The organism is Moraxella sp. ZY210820 (assembly GCF_030674635.1).
GTDB lineage: Bacteria > Pseudomonadota > Gammaproteobacteria > Pseudomonadales > Moraxellaceae > Acinetobacter.
Window position 1 is genome coordinate 1,236,139 of the sequence record NZ_CP089978.1, and the last position, 18,651, is coordinate 1,254,789.

20 protein-coding genes and 1 tRNA gene are annotated in these 18,651 nt (G+C 35.6%); 14 read left to right on the top strand and 7 right to left on the bottom strand.

The features are described 5' to 3' along the window. Nucleotides 1-104: 104 nt before the first annotated feature. From LU301_RS06265 to sthA, 5 genes are all read right to left on the bottom strand, one after another. Nucleotides 105-398 carry an integration host factor subunit alpha gene (locus tag LU301_RS06265; RefSeq protein ID WP_305268714.1) on the bottom strand — a complete coding sequence of 98 codons (294 nt, stop codon included), beginning with the start codon at nt 396-398 and terminating at the stop codon, nt 105-107. Next, on the bottom strand, nt 398-2,779 hold the full coding sequence (pheT, locus tag LU301_RS06270) for a phenylalanine--tRNA ligase subunit beta (protein WP_305268716.1): 2,382 nt from the start codon (nt 2,777-2,779) through the stop codon (nt 398-400). The genes LU301_RS06265 and pheT overlap by 1 nt, the downstream gene beginning before the upstream one ends. 160 nt (nt 2,780-2,939) lie before the next feature. Beyond that, nucleotides 2,940-3,920 carry a phenylalanine--tRNA ligase subunit alpha gene (pheS, locus tag LU301_RS06275; protein ID WP_305268719.1) on the bottom strand — a complete coding sequence of 327 codons (981 nt, stop codon included), beginning with the start codon at nt 3,918-3,920 and terminating at the stop codon, nt 2,940-2,942. A gap of 144 nt (nt 3,921-4,064) precedes the next feature. Continuing rightward, nucleotides 4,065-4,140, bottom strand: a tRNA-Arg gene (locus LU301_RS06280). A 98-nt stretch (nt 4,141-4,238) separates the two neighbouring features. Next, on the bottom strand, nt 4,239-5,651 hold the full coding sequence (gene sthA, locus LU301_RS06285) for a Si-specific NAD(P)(+) transhydrogenase (protein ID WP_305268722.1): 1,413 nt from the start codon (nt 5,649-5,651) through the stop codon (nt 4,239-4,241). Between the two features lie 233 nt (nt 5,652-5,884). On the opposite strand from sthA, the gene lipA reads away from it, so the two are divergent. Together lipA and LU301_RS06295 are read left to right on the top strand one after the other, a co-directional pair. Next, nucleotides 5,885-6,898, top strand: coding sequence for a lipoyl synthase (gene lipA / locus LU301_RS06290; protein ID WP_305268724.1), 1,014 nt, complete (start codon nt 5,885-5,887; stop codon nt 6,896-6,898). 12 nt (nt 6,899-6,910) lie between these two features. After that, nucleotides 6,911-7,447 carry a DOMON-like domain-containing protein gene (locus LU301_RS06295; RefSeq protein WP_305268726.1) on the top strand — a complete coding sequence of 179 codons (537 nt, stop codon included), beginning with the start codon at nt 6,911-6,913 and terminating at the stop codon, nt 7,445-7,447. 73 nt (nt 7,448-7,520) lie between these two features. Here the strand turns inward: LU301_RS06295 and ykgO are convergent, their stop codons facing one another. Next, entirely contained in the window at nt 7,521-7,646 is a 126-nt protein-coding gene (gene ykgO / locus LU301_RS06300; protein ID WP_305268730.1) for a type B 50S ribosomal protein L36, read from the bottom strand. Nucleotides 7,647-7,881: 235 nt separating this feature from the next. Between ykgO and ppk2 the strand changes: the two genes are divergently transcribed. Next, complete coding sequence (ppk2, locus tag LU301_RS06305) at nt 7,882-8,805, top strand: polyphosphate kinase 2 (protein WP_305268732.1); 924 nt, start codon at nt 7,882-7,884, stop codon at nt 8,803-8,805. Nucleotides 8,806-8,874: 69 nt separating this feature from the next. On the opposite strand, the gene yiaA is transcribed toward ppk2, so the two are convergent. Continuing rightward, nucleotides 8,875-9,303, bottom strand: coding sequence for an inner membrane protein YiaA (gene yiaA, locus LU301_RS06310; RefSeq protein WP_305268735.1), 429 nt, complete (start codon nt 9,301-9,303; stop codon nt 8,875-8,877). A gap of 156 nt (nt 9,304-9,459) precedes the next feature. Here yiaA and rlmH point away from each other — a divergent pair, with 156 nt between their 5' ends. From rlmH to LU301_RS06365, 11 genes are all read left to right on the top strand, one after another. Further along, on the top strand, nt 9,460-9,939 hold the full coding sequence (gene rlmH, locus LU301_RS06315; protein WP_305268738.1) for a 23S rRNA (pseudouridine(1915)-N(3))-methyltransferase RlmH: 480 nt from the start codon (nt 9,460-9,462) through the stop codon (nt 9,937-9,939). Between the two features lie 37 nt (nt 9,940-9,976). Further along, the gene (locus LU301_RS06320; protein ID WP_305268740.1) at nt 9,977-10,909 is read left to right on the top strand and encodes an ABC transporter ATP-binding protein; all 933 of its coding nucleotides are present in this window, start codon (nt 9,977-9,979) and stop codon (nt 10,907-10,909) included. Further along, on the top strand, nt 10,906-11,679 hold the full coding sequence (locus tag LU301_RS06325) for an ABC transporter permease (protein ID WP_305268742.1): 774 nt from the start codon (nt 10,906-10,908) through the stop codon (nt 11,677-11,679). The genes LU301_RS06320 and LU301_RS06325 overlap by 4 nt, the downstream gene beginning before the upstream one ends. After that, nucleotides 11,679-12,497, top strand: coding sequence for an NADPH-dependent 7-cyano-7-deazaguanine reductase QueF (gene queF / locus LU301_RS06330; protein WP_305268744.1), 819 nt, complete (start codon nt 11,679-11,681; stop codon nt 12,495-12,497). The genes LU301_RS06325 and queF overlap by 1 nt, the downstream gene beginning before the upstream one ends. A gap of 343 nt (nt 12,498-12,840) precedes the next feature. Beyond that, nucleotides 12,841-14,232 (top strand): serine hydroxymethyltransferase, encoded by a 1,392-nt coding sequence (gene glyA, locus LU301_RS06335; RefSeq protein WP_305268747.1) that lies wholly within the window; start codon nt 12,841-12,843, stop codon nt 14,230-14,232. A gap of 360 nt (nt 14,233-14,592) precedes the next feature. Continuing rightward, on the top strand, nt 14,593-15,591 hold the full coding sequence (gene prmB / locus LU301_RS06340; protein WP_305268749.1) for a 50S ribosomal protein L3 N(5)-glutamine methyltransferase: 999 nt from the start codon (nt 14,593-14,595) through the stop codon (nt 15,589-15,591). Nucleotides 15,592-15,620: 29 nt separating this feature from the next. Further along, entirely contained in the window at nt 15,621-15,869 is a 249-nt protein-coding gene (locus tag LU301_RS06345; protein WP_305268751.1) for a hypothetical protein, read from the top strand. Between the two features lie 65 nt (nt 15,870-15,934). Then, nucleotides 15,935-16,243: a hypothetical protein gene (locus LU301_RS06350; protein WP_305268753.1), complete on the top strand. Its 309-nt coding sequence runs from the start codon at nt 15,935-15,937 to the stop codon at nt 16,241-16,243. Between the two features lie 16 nt (nt 16,244-16,259). Then, a complete protein-coding gene (aroC, locus tag LU301_RS06355) occupies nt 16,260-17,348 on the top strand; it encodes a chorismate synthase (RefSeq protein WP_305268755.1) in 1,089 nt (362 codons plus the stop codon). A 190-nt stretch (nt 17,349-17,538) separates the two neighbouring features. Continuing rightward, a complete protein-coding gene (locus LU301_RS06360; protein WP_305268760.1) occupies nt 17,539-18,354 on the top strand; it encodes a hypothetical protein in 816 nt (271 codons plus the stop codon). An 11-nt stretch (nt 18,355-18,365) separates the two neighbouring features. After that, complete coding sequence (locus tag LU301_RS06365; RefSeq protein WP_305268762.1) at nt 18,366-18,647, top strand: hypothetical protein; 282 nt, start codon at nt 18,366-18,368, stop codon at nt 18,645-18,647. Nucleotides 18,648-18,651: the final 4 nt, after the last annotated feature.

The window sequence follows — 18,651 nt, forward strand, 5'->3', positions numbered from 1 at the left end:
TTGATAAAAATGTAGGGACGAAATTTCTTTCGCCCCACCTAATTAATCACTTACATCAAATTTACGATGATGTTAAGTGCTTTAGCGTTGGTTAGTCAAATAAATTAACCTTGTTCTTCACTTACACGCTGACGGAATTTTTGTCCTGCACGGAACGTTACCACACGGCGAGCAGAAATTGGAATTTCTTCACCTGTTTTTGGATTACGTCCTGGACGTTCATTTTTATCACGTAATTCAAAATTACCAAAACCAGATAATTTTACTTGATTTCCTTCAATTAAAGCAGAACTAATTTCATCAAAAAACTGCTCGACCATGACTTTTGCTTCACGGCGATTCAGCATAGTTTTTTCACTTAAATGGTCTGCCATTTCAGCTTTTGTTAATGCTACCATTATGATGCCCTCAAAGTTGCTTGATAAGTGTCTTCTAACACTTTGATAATATTATCCATACCCGTTTTAATTTCACCGTCTTCTAAAGTACGGCTCGGGTGTTGCCACAATAATGCAAACGCCAATGAACGTTTACCTTGTTCCACGCCTTGTCCTGTATAAACGTCAAACAGCCACGTTGCATGCAATAATTCACCTGCTATTTGTTTGATGAGTTGTTCAATTTCCGCAACCGCAATTTGATTGTCAATCACTAAAGCAATATCACGGCGAACCGATGGGAAACGAGACAATTCATTAAAACGTGCTTGATACGGTTGCATCAACACATTTTGATTGATTTCTGCAACCCATGTCGTCCCCAAATCTAAACTATTTTCTAACGATGGATGCAAACGACCTAAATAGCCAATATTTTGTCCATTGTAGATAATGTCAGCAGATTGTCCTGGGTGCAGCCAAACACGCTCACTACGTTTAAATGTAACGTTTAATCGAGCAGATGTCAAGATTTGTTCAACATCACCTTTTAAATCATAAAAATCCATATCTTGGGTTTTAACGTGCCATTGTTCAGGAGCGTGCGAACCTACAGCAATTAACGCCAAAGTTGGAATTTGTTGTAACTCACTGATATTTTGTGCATTTTGATAATCAAAACGTAAGCCCAATTCAAAGAAACGCACACGATGTTGCTGACGATTGAGATTATATTGTACACATGGAATTAAACTACTCAATAAAGTACTACGCATCACAGCTAAATCACTGGAAATTGGATTTGCCAATGCCAATGGATTAACATTTGGATTGAGTTGCTTTTCTAACTTTTCATCAACAAAACTAAAGCTAATTGCTTCTTGATAACCAAGTGTTGCTACAGTTTGACGTAATTGCCCAAGTTCAGTTTTATCTTGATAATTTTCCAGCTCAATTTGAATACTTGGTTTTGCCGTTGGAATATGATCATAGCCATAAATACGGGCAATTTCTTCGATTAAATCTTGATAAATCGCTAAATCATAACGATGACTTGGCGGAACGACCGACCATTGACCATCAGCAATTATCTTCACTTGACATTGTAAACGGGTTAAAACATCAACAATAAATGCACCATCAATGCTAAAACCAAGTAATTTATCGACTTGTTGTTGTGTTAAATCAATAGATTGACGTTGTGGATACAATTCAGTTTGTTCAACCGTAACCACTGGAGCAACTTCACCACCAGCTAATTCTTTAATCAACTGTAATGCTCGATTCATCGCACGGTCAGCTAATAAATAATCAACACCACGTTCAAAACGTTGCGATGCGTCAGTATGTAAACCAAAACGTCTTGCACGTCCAACAATGGCTAATGGGTCAAAAAATGCACTTTCTAAGAAAATATCGGTCGTTTCATCGCTGACACTACTGTCTAAACTACCCATAATCCCTGCAATCGCAATCACTTTTTGTTCATCAGCAATGACCATGATTTGCTCATCAAGCGTTACTTTTTGCTCATTTAATAGCGTTACTGTTTCGCCTGCTCGGGCTTGACGCACAATCACATCACCTTGAATTTTATTTAAATCAAAAGCGTGCATTGGCTGACCTAATTCCATCATCACATAATTGGTAATATCTACTAAAATGCTATGACTGCGAATGCCTGAACAATTTAATGCATGCTCTAACCATGCTGGTGTTGGTGCTTTAGTATTAACATTTTTAATGATACAACCCAAATAACGTGGCGTACCTTTGGTTTCTACACGCACATTTTTTACAACATCAATATCAGCTTTAACTGGTTCGATGCTTGGTGCTGTTAGTGGAAGTTGATTGATGACCGCCAATTCTCGTGCAATACCTTGAATACTAAAGCAATCTCCACGGTTTGGGGTAATGCTAATTTCAATCACATTATCATCTAAATTCAGATAATCACGAATATTTACACCAATCGGTGCATCATCAGGCAACTCAAGCAAACCATCAATTTTATCTTCAAGGTCAATTTCTGATGCACCACACAACATACCTTGCGATTCAACACCACGCAATTTACCTTTTTTAATTTTGATGTCATTTGGCAGTACCGCACCAACCAACGCTATAGGAGCTTTCATGCCCACACGCACATTTGGTGCACCACACACGATTTGTAAAGTTTCGCCAGTGCCTGCATTGACAGTAGTTACACGCAAACGGTCAGCATCTGGGTGTTGTTCAACGGTTAAGACTTCGCCAACTACGACACCAGTAAACGGCTGTGCCACAGGAGAAACATCATCAACTTCTAAACCAAGCATGGTCAGCTGATTAGCTAAGGTTTCACTATCAACATTAGGATTGACCCATTGACGTAACCAATTTTCACTAATTTTCATTATTATCAACCTATTCATTTTGGGTGAATTGCCATTCACCCCTACATTTTTCATCTCATGGAAACGAATCACAATTCGCTTTCATTTATTCTGTACGGGCGAAAAATCTTTCGCCCCTACATTGAATCCACGAGTTACTCTATATCTCACAATTCAATATTTAGGCAAACTGACTTAAAAAACGCACATCATTATGATAGAACATTCGTAAATCATTGATACCATAACGCAACATCGCAAAACGCTCAATACCCAAACCAAAAGCGAAACCTGAATATTGCTCTGGGTCAATACCTGCCGAACGCAACACATTTGGGTGAACCATGCCACAGCCCATCACTTCAAGCCAACGTCCACGCTCGTCCATAATATCCACTTCAGCTGACGGCTCAGTAAATGGGAAATAAGATGGACGGAAACGTACTTTTAACTCTTTTTCAAAAAAGGCTTCCAATAAATTGATAATAATACCTTTAAATTCAGTAAAATTACTTTGTTCTGCCACATATAAGCCTTCAATTTGATGGAACATTGGCGAGTGAGTTTGGTCAGAATCACAACGATAGACACGCCCTGGACATACAATACGAATTGGCGGTTTTTGTGTTTCCATCGTACGAATTTGCACACCTGATGTATGTGTTCTTAATAAATGATTGACATCAAAATAGAAGGTATCGTGCATCGCTCGTGCTGGGTGATGACTTGGAATATTCAAGGCTTCAAAATTATGATAATCATCTTCAACTTCAGGGCCTTGTGCCACTTGGAAACCTGACTTGGTAAAAAATTGACAAATCCGCTCTTGCACTTGTGTTACAGGGTGAATACTGCCCATGCGTTGTCCACGCCCTGCGAGTGTAATATCAATCGTTTCGCTTGCTAATTGTGCATTTAACGCTTGCTGTTGTAAAAAGGTTTGGCGTTCAGTTAAAGCATTTTGAATCGCTTCTCGTACCGCATGAATTTGAGCACCAAAAATTTTACGTTGCTCTTCGTCCATTTTACCGAGTGATTTAGATTGCTCTGCAAGCTGACTTTTTTTGCCTGTAAATTGCACACGCACATCATTTAAACTTGTAAGGTCATTGGCATTGGCAATCGCTGTCAATGCGTCTTGAGTCAAATTTTCCAGTGACATTGTCATTCTCAAATTTTAAAAATAAAACAATGCTTTATTGTAACAGATTTTTTGATTAGTGGGGGGATATTCGCAATGAGAAGTGCATAATATTGGATAAAAACATCCATTAACAGCATAAAAATAGACCATTTATTGTATAGATGGTACGCCCAGCGGGACTCGAACCCACGCCACAGGCTTCGGAGACCTGTACTCTATCCTGTTGAGCTATGGGCGTATAAAAGAAGTGGATAACTATTATAAATAATTATCCGCTTTCGGTAAAGAGAAAATATGATTATCATACAAACAATCTCATTTTCTCACGACTATGTTTTAAAATAAACGGTTTAAGCCATTCAAGGCAGCCACACGATACGCTTCTGCCATTGTTGGATAGTTAAATGTTGTATCAACAAAATACATCAAATGGTTATTTGGACTACGCATTACCACTTGTCCAATATGAATAATTTCTGCAGCACTATTACCAAAACAATGAATGCCTAAAATTTCCATTGTATCTCGATGGAATAAGATTTTTAATTCACCAACAGTATCGCCTGTAATTTGTGCACGAGCCAAGTGACGGAATGCTGCTTGACCAACTTCATACGGAATACGCTCTTCTGTTAATTGCTCTTCCGTTTTACCAATCGATGAAATCTCAGGAATAGTATAAATACCCGTTGGAATATCTGTAACAGGAAGCACATACTCCCCACTCATATTCGATCCCGCACAACGCCCTTGGTCATATGCTGCCGATGCTAATGCAGGCCAACCAATCACATCACCCGCAGCATAAATGTTTTCCACTTCCGTCTGATATTCGCTATTAACAGATAATTGACCACGACTGTTTGGTACAAGACCTACATTTTCTAAACCTAGATTTTCAGTATTACCTGAGCGTCCATTACACCATAATAACGCATCTGCTTTAATTTTTTTACCACTCTTTAAATGCAAGACAATATGGTCATCAAAGGTTTCCACTCGTTCCATTTGTTCATTATGACGAATTAACACCCCCTGATCACGCAAATGGTAAGACAATGCATCAGCAATTTCATCATCTAAATATGCCATGAGTTGTTGTTGAGTATTAATCAAATCAACTTTGTGATATAAACCAATAAAAATTGAGGCATATTCACAACCAATTACGCCTGCACCATAAATAATGATTTTTTGAATAGGATAATCCAAATCTAAAATAGTATCCGAATCGAATACACGTGGGTGATTAAAATCAATATTATCAGGACGATATGGACGACTACCTGTAGCAATCACAATTTGGTCGCATAACAAGGTCTCATTAATACCATCTAAACCTTTAACAGTTACTGTATTTCTATCTTTAATATAAGCTTGCCCATAGTAAACATCAACTTTATTACGGTCATAAAAACGAGCGTGCGTATCCACCTGCTGTTGAATCACTTTATGAGCACTTTGCAATACTTGTTTCATGGTAAATTGTCGCCAGTCTCCCACTTTTTGGAACAATGGATCACGGCGGAAACGAATAATATTTGATACCGTTTGACGCAATGCTTTACTTGGAATTGTCCCTACATGAGCACAGTTTCCACCCACTTGGTCACGCATTTCAATAATGGCAACACGTTTACCTGTTTTGGCTAATTTCATAGCCGAACCTTCACCTGCTGGACCTGAACCAATCACAACAGCATCATATTTAACCTGTTTCCCTTGCACAACTTCTTTTCTGCGAGACATAAACTTACTCCACTTCAATATCGTTTAAATGTGAATATTATCGCTTATTTTGCCATAATTTTCATTGTTTTTCAGATATTTTTCGTATTTATTTTACAAATAGGATTATTTTCTAAATCTATGGCAATATCAAATTCATTATTTTAAATGATATTATTTTCATCAAAAATTAACATATTTTATGTTAAAAAGCAGTATAATATAGTGATATTTTCATATTGTGGATAACAATAATGTCTGAACATCGTAAACCTGAACAAGGTGCAAAATTGCGTGGTGCTGAAAAAGTGGCACGCATTCCCGTAAAAGTCATTCCAACAACAGAATTACCTCGAAAACCAGATTGGATTCGAGTTAAAATGACTGCACCAGAAGAAGTGCAACGTATTAAAAACACCTTACGCCAACAACGTTTACATACCGTTTGCGAAGAAGCTGCCTGCCCTAATTTACCCGAATGTTTTGGTGGCGGTACAGCAACCTTTATGATTATGGGCGATATTTGTACTCGCCGTTGTCCATTTTGCGATGTTGCACACGGTCGTCCAAATGCTTTAGACCCAGATGAGCCACGCCACATGGCAGAAACCATTGCTAATCTTGGTTTAAAATATGCTGTAATTACATCTGTAGATAGAGATGATTTGCGTGATGGCGGTGCTCAACATTTTGTAGATTGCATCAAAGAGGCTCGTGCATTAAGCCCAAAAACATTATTAGAGATTTTAGTACCCGACTTTCGTGGACGCATGGATATCGCCTTGAAAATTATGACTGAATGCCCACCTGATGTATTCAACCATAATATTGAAACCGTACCACGTTTATATAAAGCTATGCGTCCCGGTTCGGATTATCAACATTCATTAAACTTACTGAAAATGTTTAAAGAATATTGTCCTGATATTCCAACTAAATGTGGTTTAATGGTCGGCTTAGGCGAAACAGAACAAGAAGTTTTAAATTTACTTGATGATTTACACGCTCATGGAGTCGATTTAGTAACAATTGGACAATATTTACAACCATCAAAACAACACGCACCTATTGATCGTTTTGTAACGCCTGAAGAATTTGAACGCTATGCGGAACATGGGCGTAAATTAGGTTTTAAAAATATCTGGTCTGCACCGATGGTACGCTCAAGCTACCATGCTGACCGTCAATATTATGGTGAACCCGTACCAGCAGTACGCCGTAAAACTGACCCTGCAAAATTGATTGCTGTACAAGCTATTGAAGCCTAAGCGGAGAAAGCTGTGGCAAGTTATCAATTAGAAGCGTTTAATCGTGTTGATGATATTAGCATTATTGGTGCTGTAGAACAGTTAAATGCAACACAAATACAAGTTGCATTTTGGGTAACTGACCCTAATCAGTGTATTATTTACCCTAAATTATTGAGCCAAGCAGAACGTCATGATTATTTATGGCAACATACTTGTTTTGAATTATTTTTAGGTATTCAACAACAAGATGTCTATCGTGAAATTAATTTAGCTCCAAGTGGTGCATGGCAAGCTTATGCTTTCGAAGAATATCGCTATCCCGAATGTATGCCTCCAGCTTATGCTCAAGATATACAATTGATTCAGCTACAACGAACTAAATATGGTATTAATGCCACATTGGATATTAAACACTGGTTACATCAACAACAAGTTAAAATGGCTCAAGTTTATTTAGGTTTAACAGCCGTTGTTGAAACCGCAAATCAACACCATTATTTTGCCCTACAACATAGTGGGCAACAAGCTGATTTTCATAATAAACGGGATTGGTTACATCAGTTTTAAATGAGCAAGCACTATCAATAAAAAATCCGATAAAGTTATTTTATCGGATTTTTTATCATGATTAAAATAAAATTTAACCTTGACGTGCTTTAAAACGTGGGTTTGATTTACAAATTACAAATAATTTACCACGACGACGTACGATTTGACAATCTTTATGACGGCGTTTTGCACTTTTTAATGAAGATAGTACTTGCATAATATGCCTCCCAATTAGATTTAGTGTTATATTATAACATATCTAAAAATAAATCAACTATAATTTTGATTAAAAATGATTTTAAATTTATCTAACCATTTACTAAAATAAAAAATTTATAATTCTATTAAAAATAAGATAATAAATATGTGATAACTATGTAAAATTATATTATTTTTAAGTATAATAAAACTATAAATTTAGTTTGTAGATTTTGTAAATAGAGGATTTCAATATGACTGAGCATCAGCTTCAACCTTTTGAACCAATTAACGAACCTAAAGGTAAAAATTTACCAGTCTTCGAGCAGGCAGTACTCAATTATCAAGGCAAACCACAAAGTGAAGATGGTACTATTGATGATTTACCAGCAAGTTACCCTTATCGTACACGTATGACTCGCCGTGCTTATGAAGCCCAAAAGAAATTATTACAAATTGAATTGCTAAAAGTACAAAGTTGGGTCAAAGATACTGGGCAAAAAATTGTTTGTATTTTTGAAGGTCGTGATGCAGCTGGTAAAGGTGGTACAATTAAGCGTTTTATGGAACATCTTAATCCACGTGGTGCTCGTGTAGTAGCACTAGAAAAACCAAATGAAGTAGAACGTGGACAATGGTATTTTCAACGCTATATCAATAACTTACCAACAGCAGGCGAAATGGTTTTATTTGACCGTTCTTGGTACAACCGTGCAGGTGTTGAACGTGTAATGGGCTTTTGTGAACCACATGAATATTTAGAATTTATGCGTCAAACACCGCAACTTGAACGTATGTTAGTCAATAGTGGTATTATTTTGTTTAAATTTTGGTTTTCAGTCAGCCGTGAAGAGCAATTACGCCGTTTTATCGCACGCCGTGATGACCCTTTAAAACATTGGAAATTATCGCCAATTGATGTGCAATCATTAGACCGTTGGGACGATTATACCAATGCGAAAGACCAAATGTTTTTCCACACCCACACAGGCGATGCACCTTGGACGATTATCAAATCTGATGATAAAAAACGTGCGAGATTAAACTGTATCCGCCATTTCTTAATGTCTTTAGATTATCCAGGTAAAGATGTTAAAGCGATTAAAGGCGTTGATCCATTGATTGTGTTATCGCCAAATTTCTCATCACAAAAAAATGTGGTTGATTCACATGGTTAATTGATTTAGTCTTAAATTATCAAATCAAGTGTTATATTATAGCACTTGATTTGATATTTTTGATTATATTTAATTTTCTTCTACAATATCATCTTCACCATATTTTTCTCGATATTGTGCTAAATCTCGGACATTCTTTTGAATACTAATTACCGCATATAAACTTAAAGCAAATGCCATACCATAAAATCCTTTTTCGCTTAATACTAATTCAGCATTCCATAATCCAATGCTAATCAGCATAATACTGATGCCTAATGCTAACCAACTAATGCCATAATATAAATTTGACACAGAAATACCTTCAATACGGTCTCGAACACTTTTTTGTAAACTAATGGCTGAATATAATCCTAAGCATAACGTTGCAAAATAATATCCTTTTTCATTTAACTGCATACTGGCATTCCATAGCCCAATTAAAAAACCTAGCACGCCTATCCCCAATGCTAACCATGAAGCTCCAATATAAGCAGAAGTTGGTTTACTGATTGCCATAATCATTCCTAAGAAGTTTGATATTCATACATTTCAACATACATCATAAATTTTGACAATTGCGAAAAGTATCATGCAGAGAATTGATACATACATTTTATCTCTACAAAAAAATCAGCTATAATGTTCGTCTGTTAATTGATATTTTGATATTTAATGAAAATTCGCTTACTCACCATTGGGCAAAAAATGCCAAATTGGGTCGAAACTGCTTTTGATGATTATTTTAAACGCATACAACCCTTTGTACAAACACAACTGGTTGAATTACCAATGGCAAAACGCATTAAAAATGACTCCCCTGCCGATATTCAAAAATATTGTCAAATTGAAGGCGAAGCCATTCTCAATGCCTTAAAACCCAATGAATTATTGATTGCTTTAGAAGTCAATGGTCGAGAGTTAAGCACTGAAAAACTCGCTAATACTATGCAAGATTGGACATTAAATGGACAAGATATTGCTCTTGCGATTGGAGGTCCTGATGGTTTATCGGACGCGGTTCGCCAACGTGCAGAATGGCATTGGTCATTATCTAAACTCACACTTCCCCACCCTTTAGTGCGTATTTTACTGATTGAGCAGTTATATCGTGCGATGAGTATCAATCATAACCACCCATATCATCGAGCTTAAATAATATTTTAAATGACATATTTTGAGTAAAAAATTTATGACTACTGCTTTAACATTAACTGACTTATCAAAAACTTATAAAAATGGTTTTCAAGCCTTAAAAAGTATCAATTTATCCGTTGAACAAGGTGATTTTTACGCTTTATTAGGAGCGAATGGTGCTGGAAAATCAACCACTATTAGTATTATTAGTTCTTTAATCCCTAAAACATCAGGTTCGGTACAGATTTTTGGTTACGATTTAGATACACAGGCATCGCAAGCTAAACAACATTTAGGTGTTGTGCCACAAGAGTTTAATTTTGGGCATTTTGAAAAAACTTTTGATATTCTAGTAACTCAAGCGGGTTTTTATGGCATTGATAAAAAAACTGCCGAACAACGTGCTGAATATTATCTACAAAAACTTGGTTTATGGGATAAACGTAGTACCCAAGCTCGATTATTATCAGGGGGTATGAAACGCCGTTTAATGATTGCTCGGGCGTTAATGCATCAACCACAATTGTTGATATTAGATGAGCCAACCGCAGGCGTTGATATTGAATTACGCCGTTCAATGTGGGATTTTTTAATCGAACTCAATCAACAAGGTACATCGATTATTTTAACCACGCATTATTTAGAAGAAGCAGAAATGTTGTGCCGTAAAATTGCGATTATTGATGGTGGTGAAATTAAACAAGATTGTGCGATGAAAGATTTTCTCAATCAATTATCTGTTGAATCATTTATTTTTGATTTAGCTGAACCTATCCATCATTTAAATGTTGATGAAGTGAATCAAATTGATGGTTTAGAATTTCATATTGTTGATAGTATGACTTTAGAAGTGAGAATGGATAAACAACATCAACTCAATGATTTATTTAGTTTATTTCAATCACTCAATATTCAAGTCAAAAGTATGCGAAATAAAGCCAATCGTTTAGAAGAATTATTTGTCAATCTGGTGGAGAAAAAATCATGAATTCAACACAATTATGGGTGGCATTCTCCACATTATTACGCAAAGAAATTCGCCGTTTTATGCGAATTTGGCCACAAACATTATTACCTCCTGCTATTACCATGAGTTTATATTTTGTGATTTTTGGACAAATGGTCGGCTCTCGTATTGGTGATATGGGCGGTTTTAGCTATATGCAATTTATCGTCCCAGGTTTAATTATGATGGCGGTCATTACCAATAGTTATAATAATGTTTGCTCTAGCTTTTTTAGTGCAAAATTTCAACGTAGTATTGAAGAGTTAATTACTAGTCCAACGCCAACACATATTATTATTTTAGGTTATGTGATTGGTGGTGTGGCTCGTGGTTTAGCTGTTGGTGTGATTGTTACATTATTAAGTTTGTTTTTTACACATCTACAAATTTATAATATTGCTGTCATTATCTATAGTGTATTAGTGACATCAGTTTTATTTTCCATTGCTGGTTTAATTAATGCCATTTATGCAAAATCATTTGATGATATTTCTATTATCCCGACTTTTGTTTTGACACCATTAACCTATTTAGGTGGTGTATTCTATGCAATCAGTCAGTTAAGTCCTTTTTGGCAAACCGTATCATTATTAAATCCTATTATCTATATGGTTAATGCGTTTCGTTTTGGTATTTTAGGACATAGTGATGTGAATGTGTGGTTATCATTATTGATTATGACCATTGTATGTGGTTTATTTTATAGCGTTGCTTATTATTTATTGAAAAATGGTACAGGAATTAGAGACTAATGTCAGTTGATTTATCTTTATTGGGCAAAGAGACCCAATATCCTAAACAATATGCACCCGATGTATTATTTCCGATTACTCGGGCAGAAAGTCGTAAAGCGTATGCCGATATTCCCCATATTCATCAAGGTATGGATTGGTGGCACGTGTTTGAATTATCATGGTTAAATGGCAATGGACAACCACAAGTGGCGATTGCTCGGTTACATATTCCAGCATCATCACCCTATTTAATTGAGTCAAAATCATTAAAATTGTATTTTAATAGTTTAAATTTTAAATCATTTCATCATGCCGATGAACTAGTAAAACTGGTTGAGCAAGATTTATCAAAGGCAGCTCAAGCATCAGTCAAGGTCGAATTATTTTCTGTTGATGATTTAAAAATTTCTCAACCTGATGGTATTTGTATCGACCATTTGTCTGCCAATAAAATTGAATATCAACCGAATGCAAAATTATTAGCTTTGGAAAATCATTTATCCAATGATAAGGTTGAAGAATTATTGTATTCACATTTATTACGCAGTAATTGCCCTGTAACGAATCAACCTGATTGGGGAACAGTTTTTATTCGTTATCAAGGACAAAAAATAAGTCATTCGGCATTACTGTCTTATATTATTTCTTACCGTGAGCATAATGGTTTTCATGAACAATGTGTCGAACATATTTTTGCCGATATTTGGCGTGAATTAAAGCCTGAAAAATTGATGGTTTATGCCTGTTATACTCGGCGTGGTGGTTTAGATATTAACCCATGTCGTACATCAGATTTAAATTGGTTAGTCAAACCGATTCGCTTAGCTAGACAATAGCTTAGGAATGATGATGGTTTATTTTCTCCTTTATGCCATTAACTAATTTTATGGCGAATTATCATTATCATTGCTGAAATAATCATCATCAATCATGTTTCGATGATTGAGCTATTCTCATGATTCTCAATGTTTTTTAATAATTGATTGGTAGATAACATCCATTTTATTTTTATCGATAGATTATCAGTGCAAGTCAAAAATCATGGTCTATCATGAAAAATATTTATGCAAATATGAGAAATTGACAGCAAAAACTCATAGTATTTTTGTGATTTTTTGTCTAATTAATCGCAAGTCATGCTACAATATAGTCATTTTTTAAATTCTAAGGATTAATGCTATGTATCCAAATATTTCTATTGCCGAATTTGACCCAGAAATTGCTCAAGCAATGGCGTTAGAAAGTCAGCGTCAAGAAGATCATATCGAGTTAATTGCATCTGAAAACTACTGTTCTCCAGCAGTAATGGAAGCTCAAGGTTCAAAATTAACCAATAAATATGCGGAAGGTTATCCAGCAAAACGTTATTATGGTGGTTGTGAACACGTTGATGTGATTGAACAATTAGCCATTGACCGTGCAAAAGAGTTATTTGGTGCTGATTATGCGAACGTACAACCGCACGCAGGTTCTCAAGCAAACTCTGCGGTCTATTTGGCATTATTAGAAGCAGGCGATACTGTGTTAGGTATGAGCTTAGCTCACGGTGGACACTTAACACACGGTGCAAAAGTAAGTTTCTCTGGTAAAACTTATAACGCTGTTCAATATGGTTTAAACCCTGAAACTGGCGAAATTGATTATGAAGAAGTTGAACGTTTAGCTTTAGAACATAAACCAAAAATGATTGTGGCTGGTTTCTCTGCATACAGTCGTGTTATTGATTGGCAACGTTTTCGTGATATTGCAGATAAAGTAGGTGCTTATTTATTTGTTGATATGGCACACGTTGCAGGTTTAGTAGCAGCAGGTGTTTATCCTAGCCCAGTACAAATCGCTGATGTAACAACTACAACCACACACAAAACCTTGCGTGGTCCACGTTCTGGCTTAATTTTGGCGAAGAAAAACGAAGAGATTGAGAAAAAATTACAATCTGCAGTATTCCCAGGTAATCAAGGTGGTCCTTTAATGCACGCTATCGCGGCAAAAGCTATTTGCTTTAAAGAAGCAATGGCACCTGAATACAAAGCATATCAACAACAAGTGGTTAAAAATGCTCAAGCAATGGCTGAAGTGTTAATCGCTCGTGGTTATGACATCGTTTCTGGCGGTACGGATAATCATTTATTCTTATTATCTTTAATCAAACAAGATATTACAGGTAAAGATGCTGATGCATGGCTAGGTCAAGCACATATCACAGTAAACAAAAATACTGTACCAAATGACCCACGTTCTCCATTTGTAACATCTGGTATTCGTATTGGTACGCCTGCAGTAACAACACGTGGTTTTGGTGAAGCTGAAGTGCGTGAATTAGCAGGTTGGATTGCTGATGTATTAGATAGTAAAGGTGATGAAAAAGTCATTGCTGAAGTACAAGCAAAAGTGGCTGAAGTGTGTGCTAAATTCCCTGTTTATGCCAATAAATCATCAAAAGCTCAAGAATTATTTGACCGTGTGAATCATTTTATTGATGAACAAGCCAACCAACACGAAGTTGTTGCAATTGCTAAACAAAAAGTTGGTGAGCTTTATGAAAAAATGAATAAATTGGTAAGCAAATAATCACTTAGCTCAATTTATCAAAAACGCTAAACATGGATACTATTCAGGTTTAGCGTTTTTTTAGGCGTGGTGAACATTGGTTTTTGTTGCTAAAAATGAGAAAAATCGAAGATTTTCAAGGAAAAAGTTGCAGGCAATATTAAAATCTTGCCAAAATTTTTGACGATGAAAAGCTAGATTTAGCCCCAATATGGTAGAAAGTTAGCACAAAAATATTATAAATAGTCCAAATTTAAGCATACTGTTAAAATATGTAACTAATGTTCAACACGCCCTATATTTATTGTAAAAATAGACTAACCAAAAAGCAAAAAAACAGGTACAATACACAATTATCAATGAATATTATCGGAGTTTTAGGTGGAATATCCAACCATTTCCCAAGAACATTTACAACAAGCGAGCGAACAACTAAATACCATTCGTGATTTTATCCGTTTTGGTGTAACGGCTTTACGTCAATATGATGCCCATCTCGGACAAGGCACGCAAGATTATTTTGCAGAAAGCTCGGCTTTGGTACTACAAACACTTTCTTTGGATTGGTCGGCTGACCCTGAAATTTTAGATGCAAAATTATTACAAGCTGAAAAAGATGAATTTTTAGCCTTATTGGAACGCCGTATTAATGAGCGTATTCCAACATCATACTTATTAAATTTGGCGTATTTTTGTAATAAACCATTTTATGTTGATGAACGTGTACTTATTCCACGTTCGCCAATCGCTGAATTGATTAATGCAGGTTTTGCACCTTATTTTAGTGATGAAACTGCTGATAATTTGCACGCTTTACCTGAGGTGCGTTCAAACCATCAACCTGCACGCATTTTAGATTTATGTACAGGTTCGGGCTGTATTGCTATTGCGTTGGCGTATGCCTTCCCTGATGCCGAAGTTGATGCAACGGATATTTCTAAAGAAGCTTTAGAAGTAGCAAGTATTAACGTTGAACATCACAATATGCAGTATCAAGTCGCATTATTAGAGTCAGATTTATTTGATAAAATTCCTGCAGAAAATCAATATGATTTAATCGTATCTAATCCACCTTATGTCGATGCAGAAGATATGGCTGATTTACCTGCAGAGTTTTTACACGAGCCAGAATTAGCTTTAGCAGCTGGGCAAGATGGTTTAGATTTAGTGAAAAAAATGTTGGCAGTGGCAAGCGATTATCTCACAGAAGATGGTTTATTAATCATCGAAGTCGGTAATTCAGAATGGGCATTACGTCAGAATTTTAATACGGTTGATTTTCACTGGTTACAATTCCAAAAGGGCGGTTCAGGCATTTTTGCTTTAACTGCAAAACAATGTCGAGAATATAAAGCGATTTTTGATCAGAGTTTGAACTAATGTTCATCAATATCAAACAGGAGATTTAAATGTTTATAGAATTATCGATGTTACCGTTAGATATTCAACAGTCGATTATGCAAAATAAACAACCTGTTGATATTGTGAATAATGGCTTATTAATTGCAACGATTATGCCAAATCATCAGCAAAATATCGTTGCAAATAATGCTTATGATTATTTTTGCAGTTTTGATTATCCTGAGCATATCGCTGATATTGAATTTGAATTGCCAGAACGTAGCCAATTAAATCGACACGATATGGATTTTGATTGAAATATTTTGGGGATATGCTTTATGGTATCTACAAAGAAAATCAATTTTAATTGGATTAGTATAAAATGTATGGTATTACTATAGTTTTAGATGAATATGAATTACTAGCATCTATAAAAGATTTGCAAGTAATCCAAAATCTAACAGAGGCTAAAATAGAAATATATCAGACGATTCGTAGAGTGCTTATGCAAGAAGGCTTTGAATGTATCCATGATGGTTTTTACAGAAATAATGATGAAAATATGTTGAGTGTAACTAAAGCTATGTCTGCCTTACGCTCACATATTGGTGATACATTATGTATAAAATCTGTTCATGTTTTTAAAGTCAGTCAATGGTCGGATTTTACAAGTTTTATTAACCAAATTTAAATAGGAGGTTATATTTATGTCAGGCAACAGTATTGGTAAATTATTTACAGTAACGACTTGTGGCGAATCACACGGTGTAGGTTTAATGGCGATTGTGGACGGTGTACCACCAAATTTAGCATTGTGCGAAGCAGATTTACAAGCCGAACTCGACCGCCGTAAACCGGGTACAAGTAAATTTGCTACCCAACGTAAAGAAGATGATATTGTCGAAATTATTTCTGGGGTGTTTGAAGGCAAAACCACAGGTACACCAATCGGTTTATTAATCCGTAATACTGACCAAAAATCCAAAGATTATGGCAATATTGCTGAAACCTTCCGCCCAAATCATGCCGATTACACTTATAGCATGAAATACGGTTTCCGTGATTATCGTGGTGGTGGTCGTTCATCTGCTCGTGAAACGGCAATGCGTGTGGCGGCTGGAGCGATTGCTAAAAAATATTTAGCGGAAAAATTTGGCATTGTCATTCGTGGTCATGTCACACAAATTGGTACAGAAAAAGCAGAAAAATTAGATTGGAACATTGTCAATGAAAATCCATTTTTCTGTGGCGATGTCGATGCTATTCCACGTTTTGAAAAATTAGTCACCTCATTGCGTGAACAGGGTACAAGTTGCGGTGCAAAATTAGAAATTTTTGCCGAAAATGTGCCAGTCGGTTGGGGGGAGCCAGTATTTGACCGTTTAGATGCGGATATTGCCCATGCGATGATGTCGATTAACGCAGTAAAAGCGGTAGAAATTGGTGATGGTTTTGCTGTTGCGGAACAATTTGGACATGAAAGCCGAGACGAATTGACACCAAATGGTTTTAGTGCTAATCATGCTGGTGGGATTTTAGGTGGGATTTCAAGTGGTCAAACTATTCGAGTAGCAATTGCATTAAAACCAACAGCTAGCATTACCACTGCAGGAAAAACCATCAATTTAAAAGGTGAAGCAGTTGATGTGATTACCAAAGGTCGTCATGACCCTTGTGTAGGTGTGCGTGCAACACCGATTGCCGAAGCCATGTTAGCGATAGTATTACTTGACCATTTCTTACGCCATCGTGGGCAAAATGGAGATGTGGTACAGCCGTTGAAGCCGATTGCGTAAATTGGGGTAAAAGCATTGATGATTGATGAATTTACGTCATTCTCAACTCATGATAACGTATTGATTTTTATTAGGGCGTATGCAATACGCCCCTACGGATTAGTGGTAAATTTTGTGGCAATTTTCAAGTTGAATAGGTATAGTTGGTGAGCAATGCCGATTTTTCTAAAATACAAGTTGGGTGAATAAAATGAAGATAGATATGACATCAGATTATATTGGAGATGCGGTTAAATGGAAGAATTTAATGACACATCTCCTAGATCATCAGGCAGATAATTTAGAAGAATTTTTCTATTTTGATTTAAGTTTAATTATTAAGTTAAAAGATTATTGGGAAAATGTATTGAAAAATTCATATTTTTCAATACCTAATGACATTTCTATCAAATTACCTCCTTCTTATGTAGATTTATGGGAATCAGGATTAATATTGTTCTTTGATAGGTTTTTTGCTTTATTGAGTGAATATCATCAAAATCTTGACTTAAAAGGCGATAATATTATAAATATGTATACATTTTATTATCCTACTAAATTACAAAAACTAAAAGACTATGTAGGTAGAGAAGAAAATGGTTACAAATACAGGGGAGAGATATTTGTAGAAGACTATAATGATGATGAGCTTTTTGAATTTGAAAATTTTGAAAGTATCTATCTTGATTATGCTAATTTAGATCCTTTCACAACACCACCTGCACCGAATTTTGATACACTTATAAATAGCTATGTTGTTGCAGATGGTGGATTTACTTATAATTGTGATATTTGTCTAATTTATGAAAATGTTCAATTTTTAGATGGCGAATGTGAATCAATAATATATAGTTATGATGATGGCTTTTTTAGATATAAATCTTTTGCAGAACTTTTTGTGAATCATTGTTTAAATTATTTTTATAAACATATAGAGCATAAAGATGGTATAAATTCCTATCTGGAGCAAGAAAATATGTTTAGAAATTTATTTGATGAAAAAGTTATTTGCAATTCAAGTGAATAAGAGATATTGTGATGAAATTATTAATCATTACAATGATTTTACATCTGGTTTATTATCTAGGTTTAGATTTATTGTATGTTAATTTTTCGAGTGTCAAAACTATGCCTGATTGGGCATTTTGGTTGATACAAAGTGTGATATTTTTTCCTTTATATTTAAAAGCATTACTCGGCATTCATGATAAAAAATGGTTAGCTGGATTATTGGCTTTCATTTCTTTTATTATCATCAGTTTATTGAGTGCTGTTATCATGCTCCTATTCCATATTTATATACTCAAAGCACCTTTATAAGGAA

Coding starts and splice junctions, on each gene's coding strand:
- LU301_RS06265 (WP_305268714.1), bottom strand. CDS start 398: ATGGTAGCATTAACAAAAGCTGAAATGGCAGACCATTTAAGTGAAAAA.
- pheT (WP_305268716.1), bottom strand. CDS start 2,779: ATGAAAATTAGTGAAAATTGGTTACGTCAATGGGTCAATCCTAATGTT.
- pheS (WP_305268719.1), bottom strand. CDS start 3,920: ATGTCACTGGAAAATTTGACTCAAGACGCATTGACAGCGATTGCCAAT.
- sthA (WP_305268722.1), bottom strand. CDS start 5,651: ATGTCTCGCAGAAAAGAAGTTGTGCAAGGGAAACAGGTTAAATATGAT.
- lipA (WP_305268724.1), top strand. CDS start 5,885: ATGTCTGAACATCGTAAACCTGAACAAGGTGCAAAATTGCGTGGTGCT.
- ykgO (WP_305268730.1), bottom strand. CDS start 7,646: ATGCAAGTACTATCTTCATTAAAAAGTGCAAAACGCCGTCATAAAGAT.
- ppk2 (WP_305268732.1), top strand. CDS start 7,882: ATGACTGAGCATCAGCTTCAACCTTTTGAACCAATTAACGAACCTAAA.
- yiaA (WP_305268735.1), bottom strand. CDS start 9,303: ATGGCAATCAGTAAACCAACTTCTGCTTATATTGGAGCTTCATGGTTA.
- rlmH (WP_305268738.1), top strand. CDS start 9,460: ATGAAAATTCGCTTACTCACCATTGGGCAAAAAATGCCAAATTGGGTC.
- LU301_RS06320 (WP_305268740.1), top strand. CDS start 9,977: ATGACTACTGCTTTAACATTAACTGACTTATCAAAAACTTATAAAAAT.
- LU301_RS06325 (WP_305268742.1), top strand. CDS start 10,906: ATGAATTCAACACAATTATGGGTGGCATTCTCCACATTATTACGCAAA.
- queF (WP_305268744.1), top strand. CDS start 11,679: ATGTCAGTTGATTTATCTTTATTGGGCAAAGAGACCCAATATCCTAAA.
- glyA (WP_305268747.1), top strand. CDS start 12,841: ATGTATCCAAATATTTCTATTGCCGAATTTGACCCAGAAATTGCTCAA.
- LU301_RS06345 (WP_305268751.1), top strand. CDS start 15,621: ATGTTTATAGAATTATCGATGTTACCGTTAGATATTCAACAGTCGATT.
- LU301_RS06350 (WP_305268753.1), top strand. CDS start 15,935: ATGTATGGTATTACTATAGTTTTAGATGAATATGAATTACTAGCATCT.
- aroC (WP_305268755.1), top strand. CDS start 16,260: ATGTCAGGCAACAGTATTGGTAAATTATTTACAGTAACGACTTGTGGC.
- LU301_RS06360 (WP_305268760.1), top strand. CDS start 17,539: ATGAAGATAGATATGACATCAGATTATATTGGAGATGCGGTTAAATGG.
- LU301_RS06365 (WP_305268762.1), top strand. CDS start 18,366: ATGAAATTATTAATCATTACAATGATTTTACATCTGGTTTATTATCTA.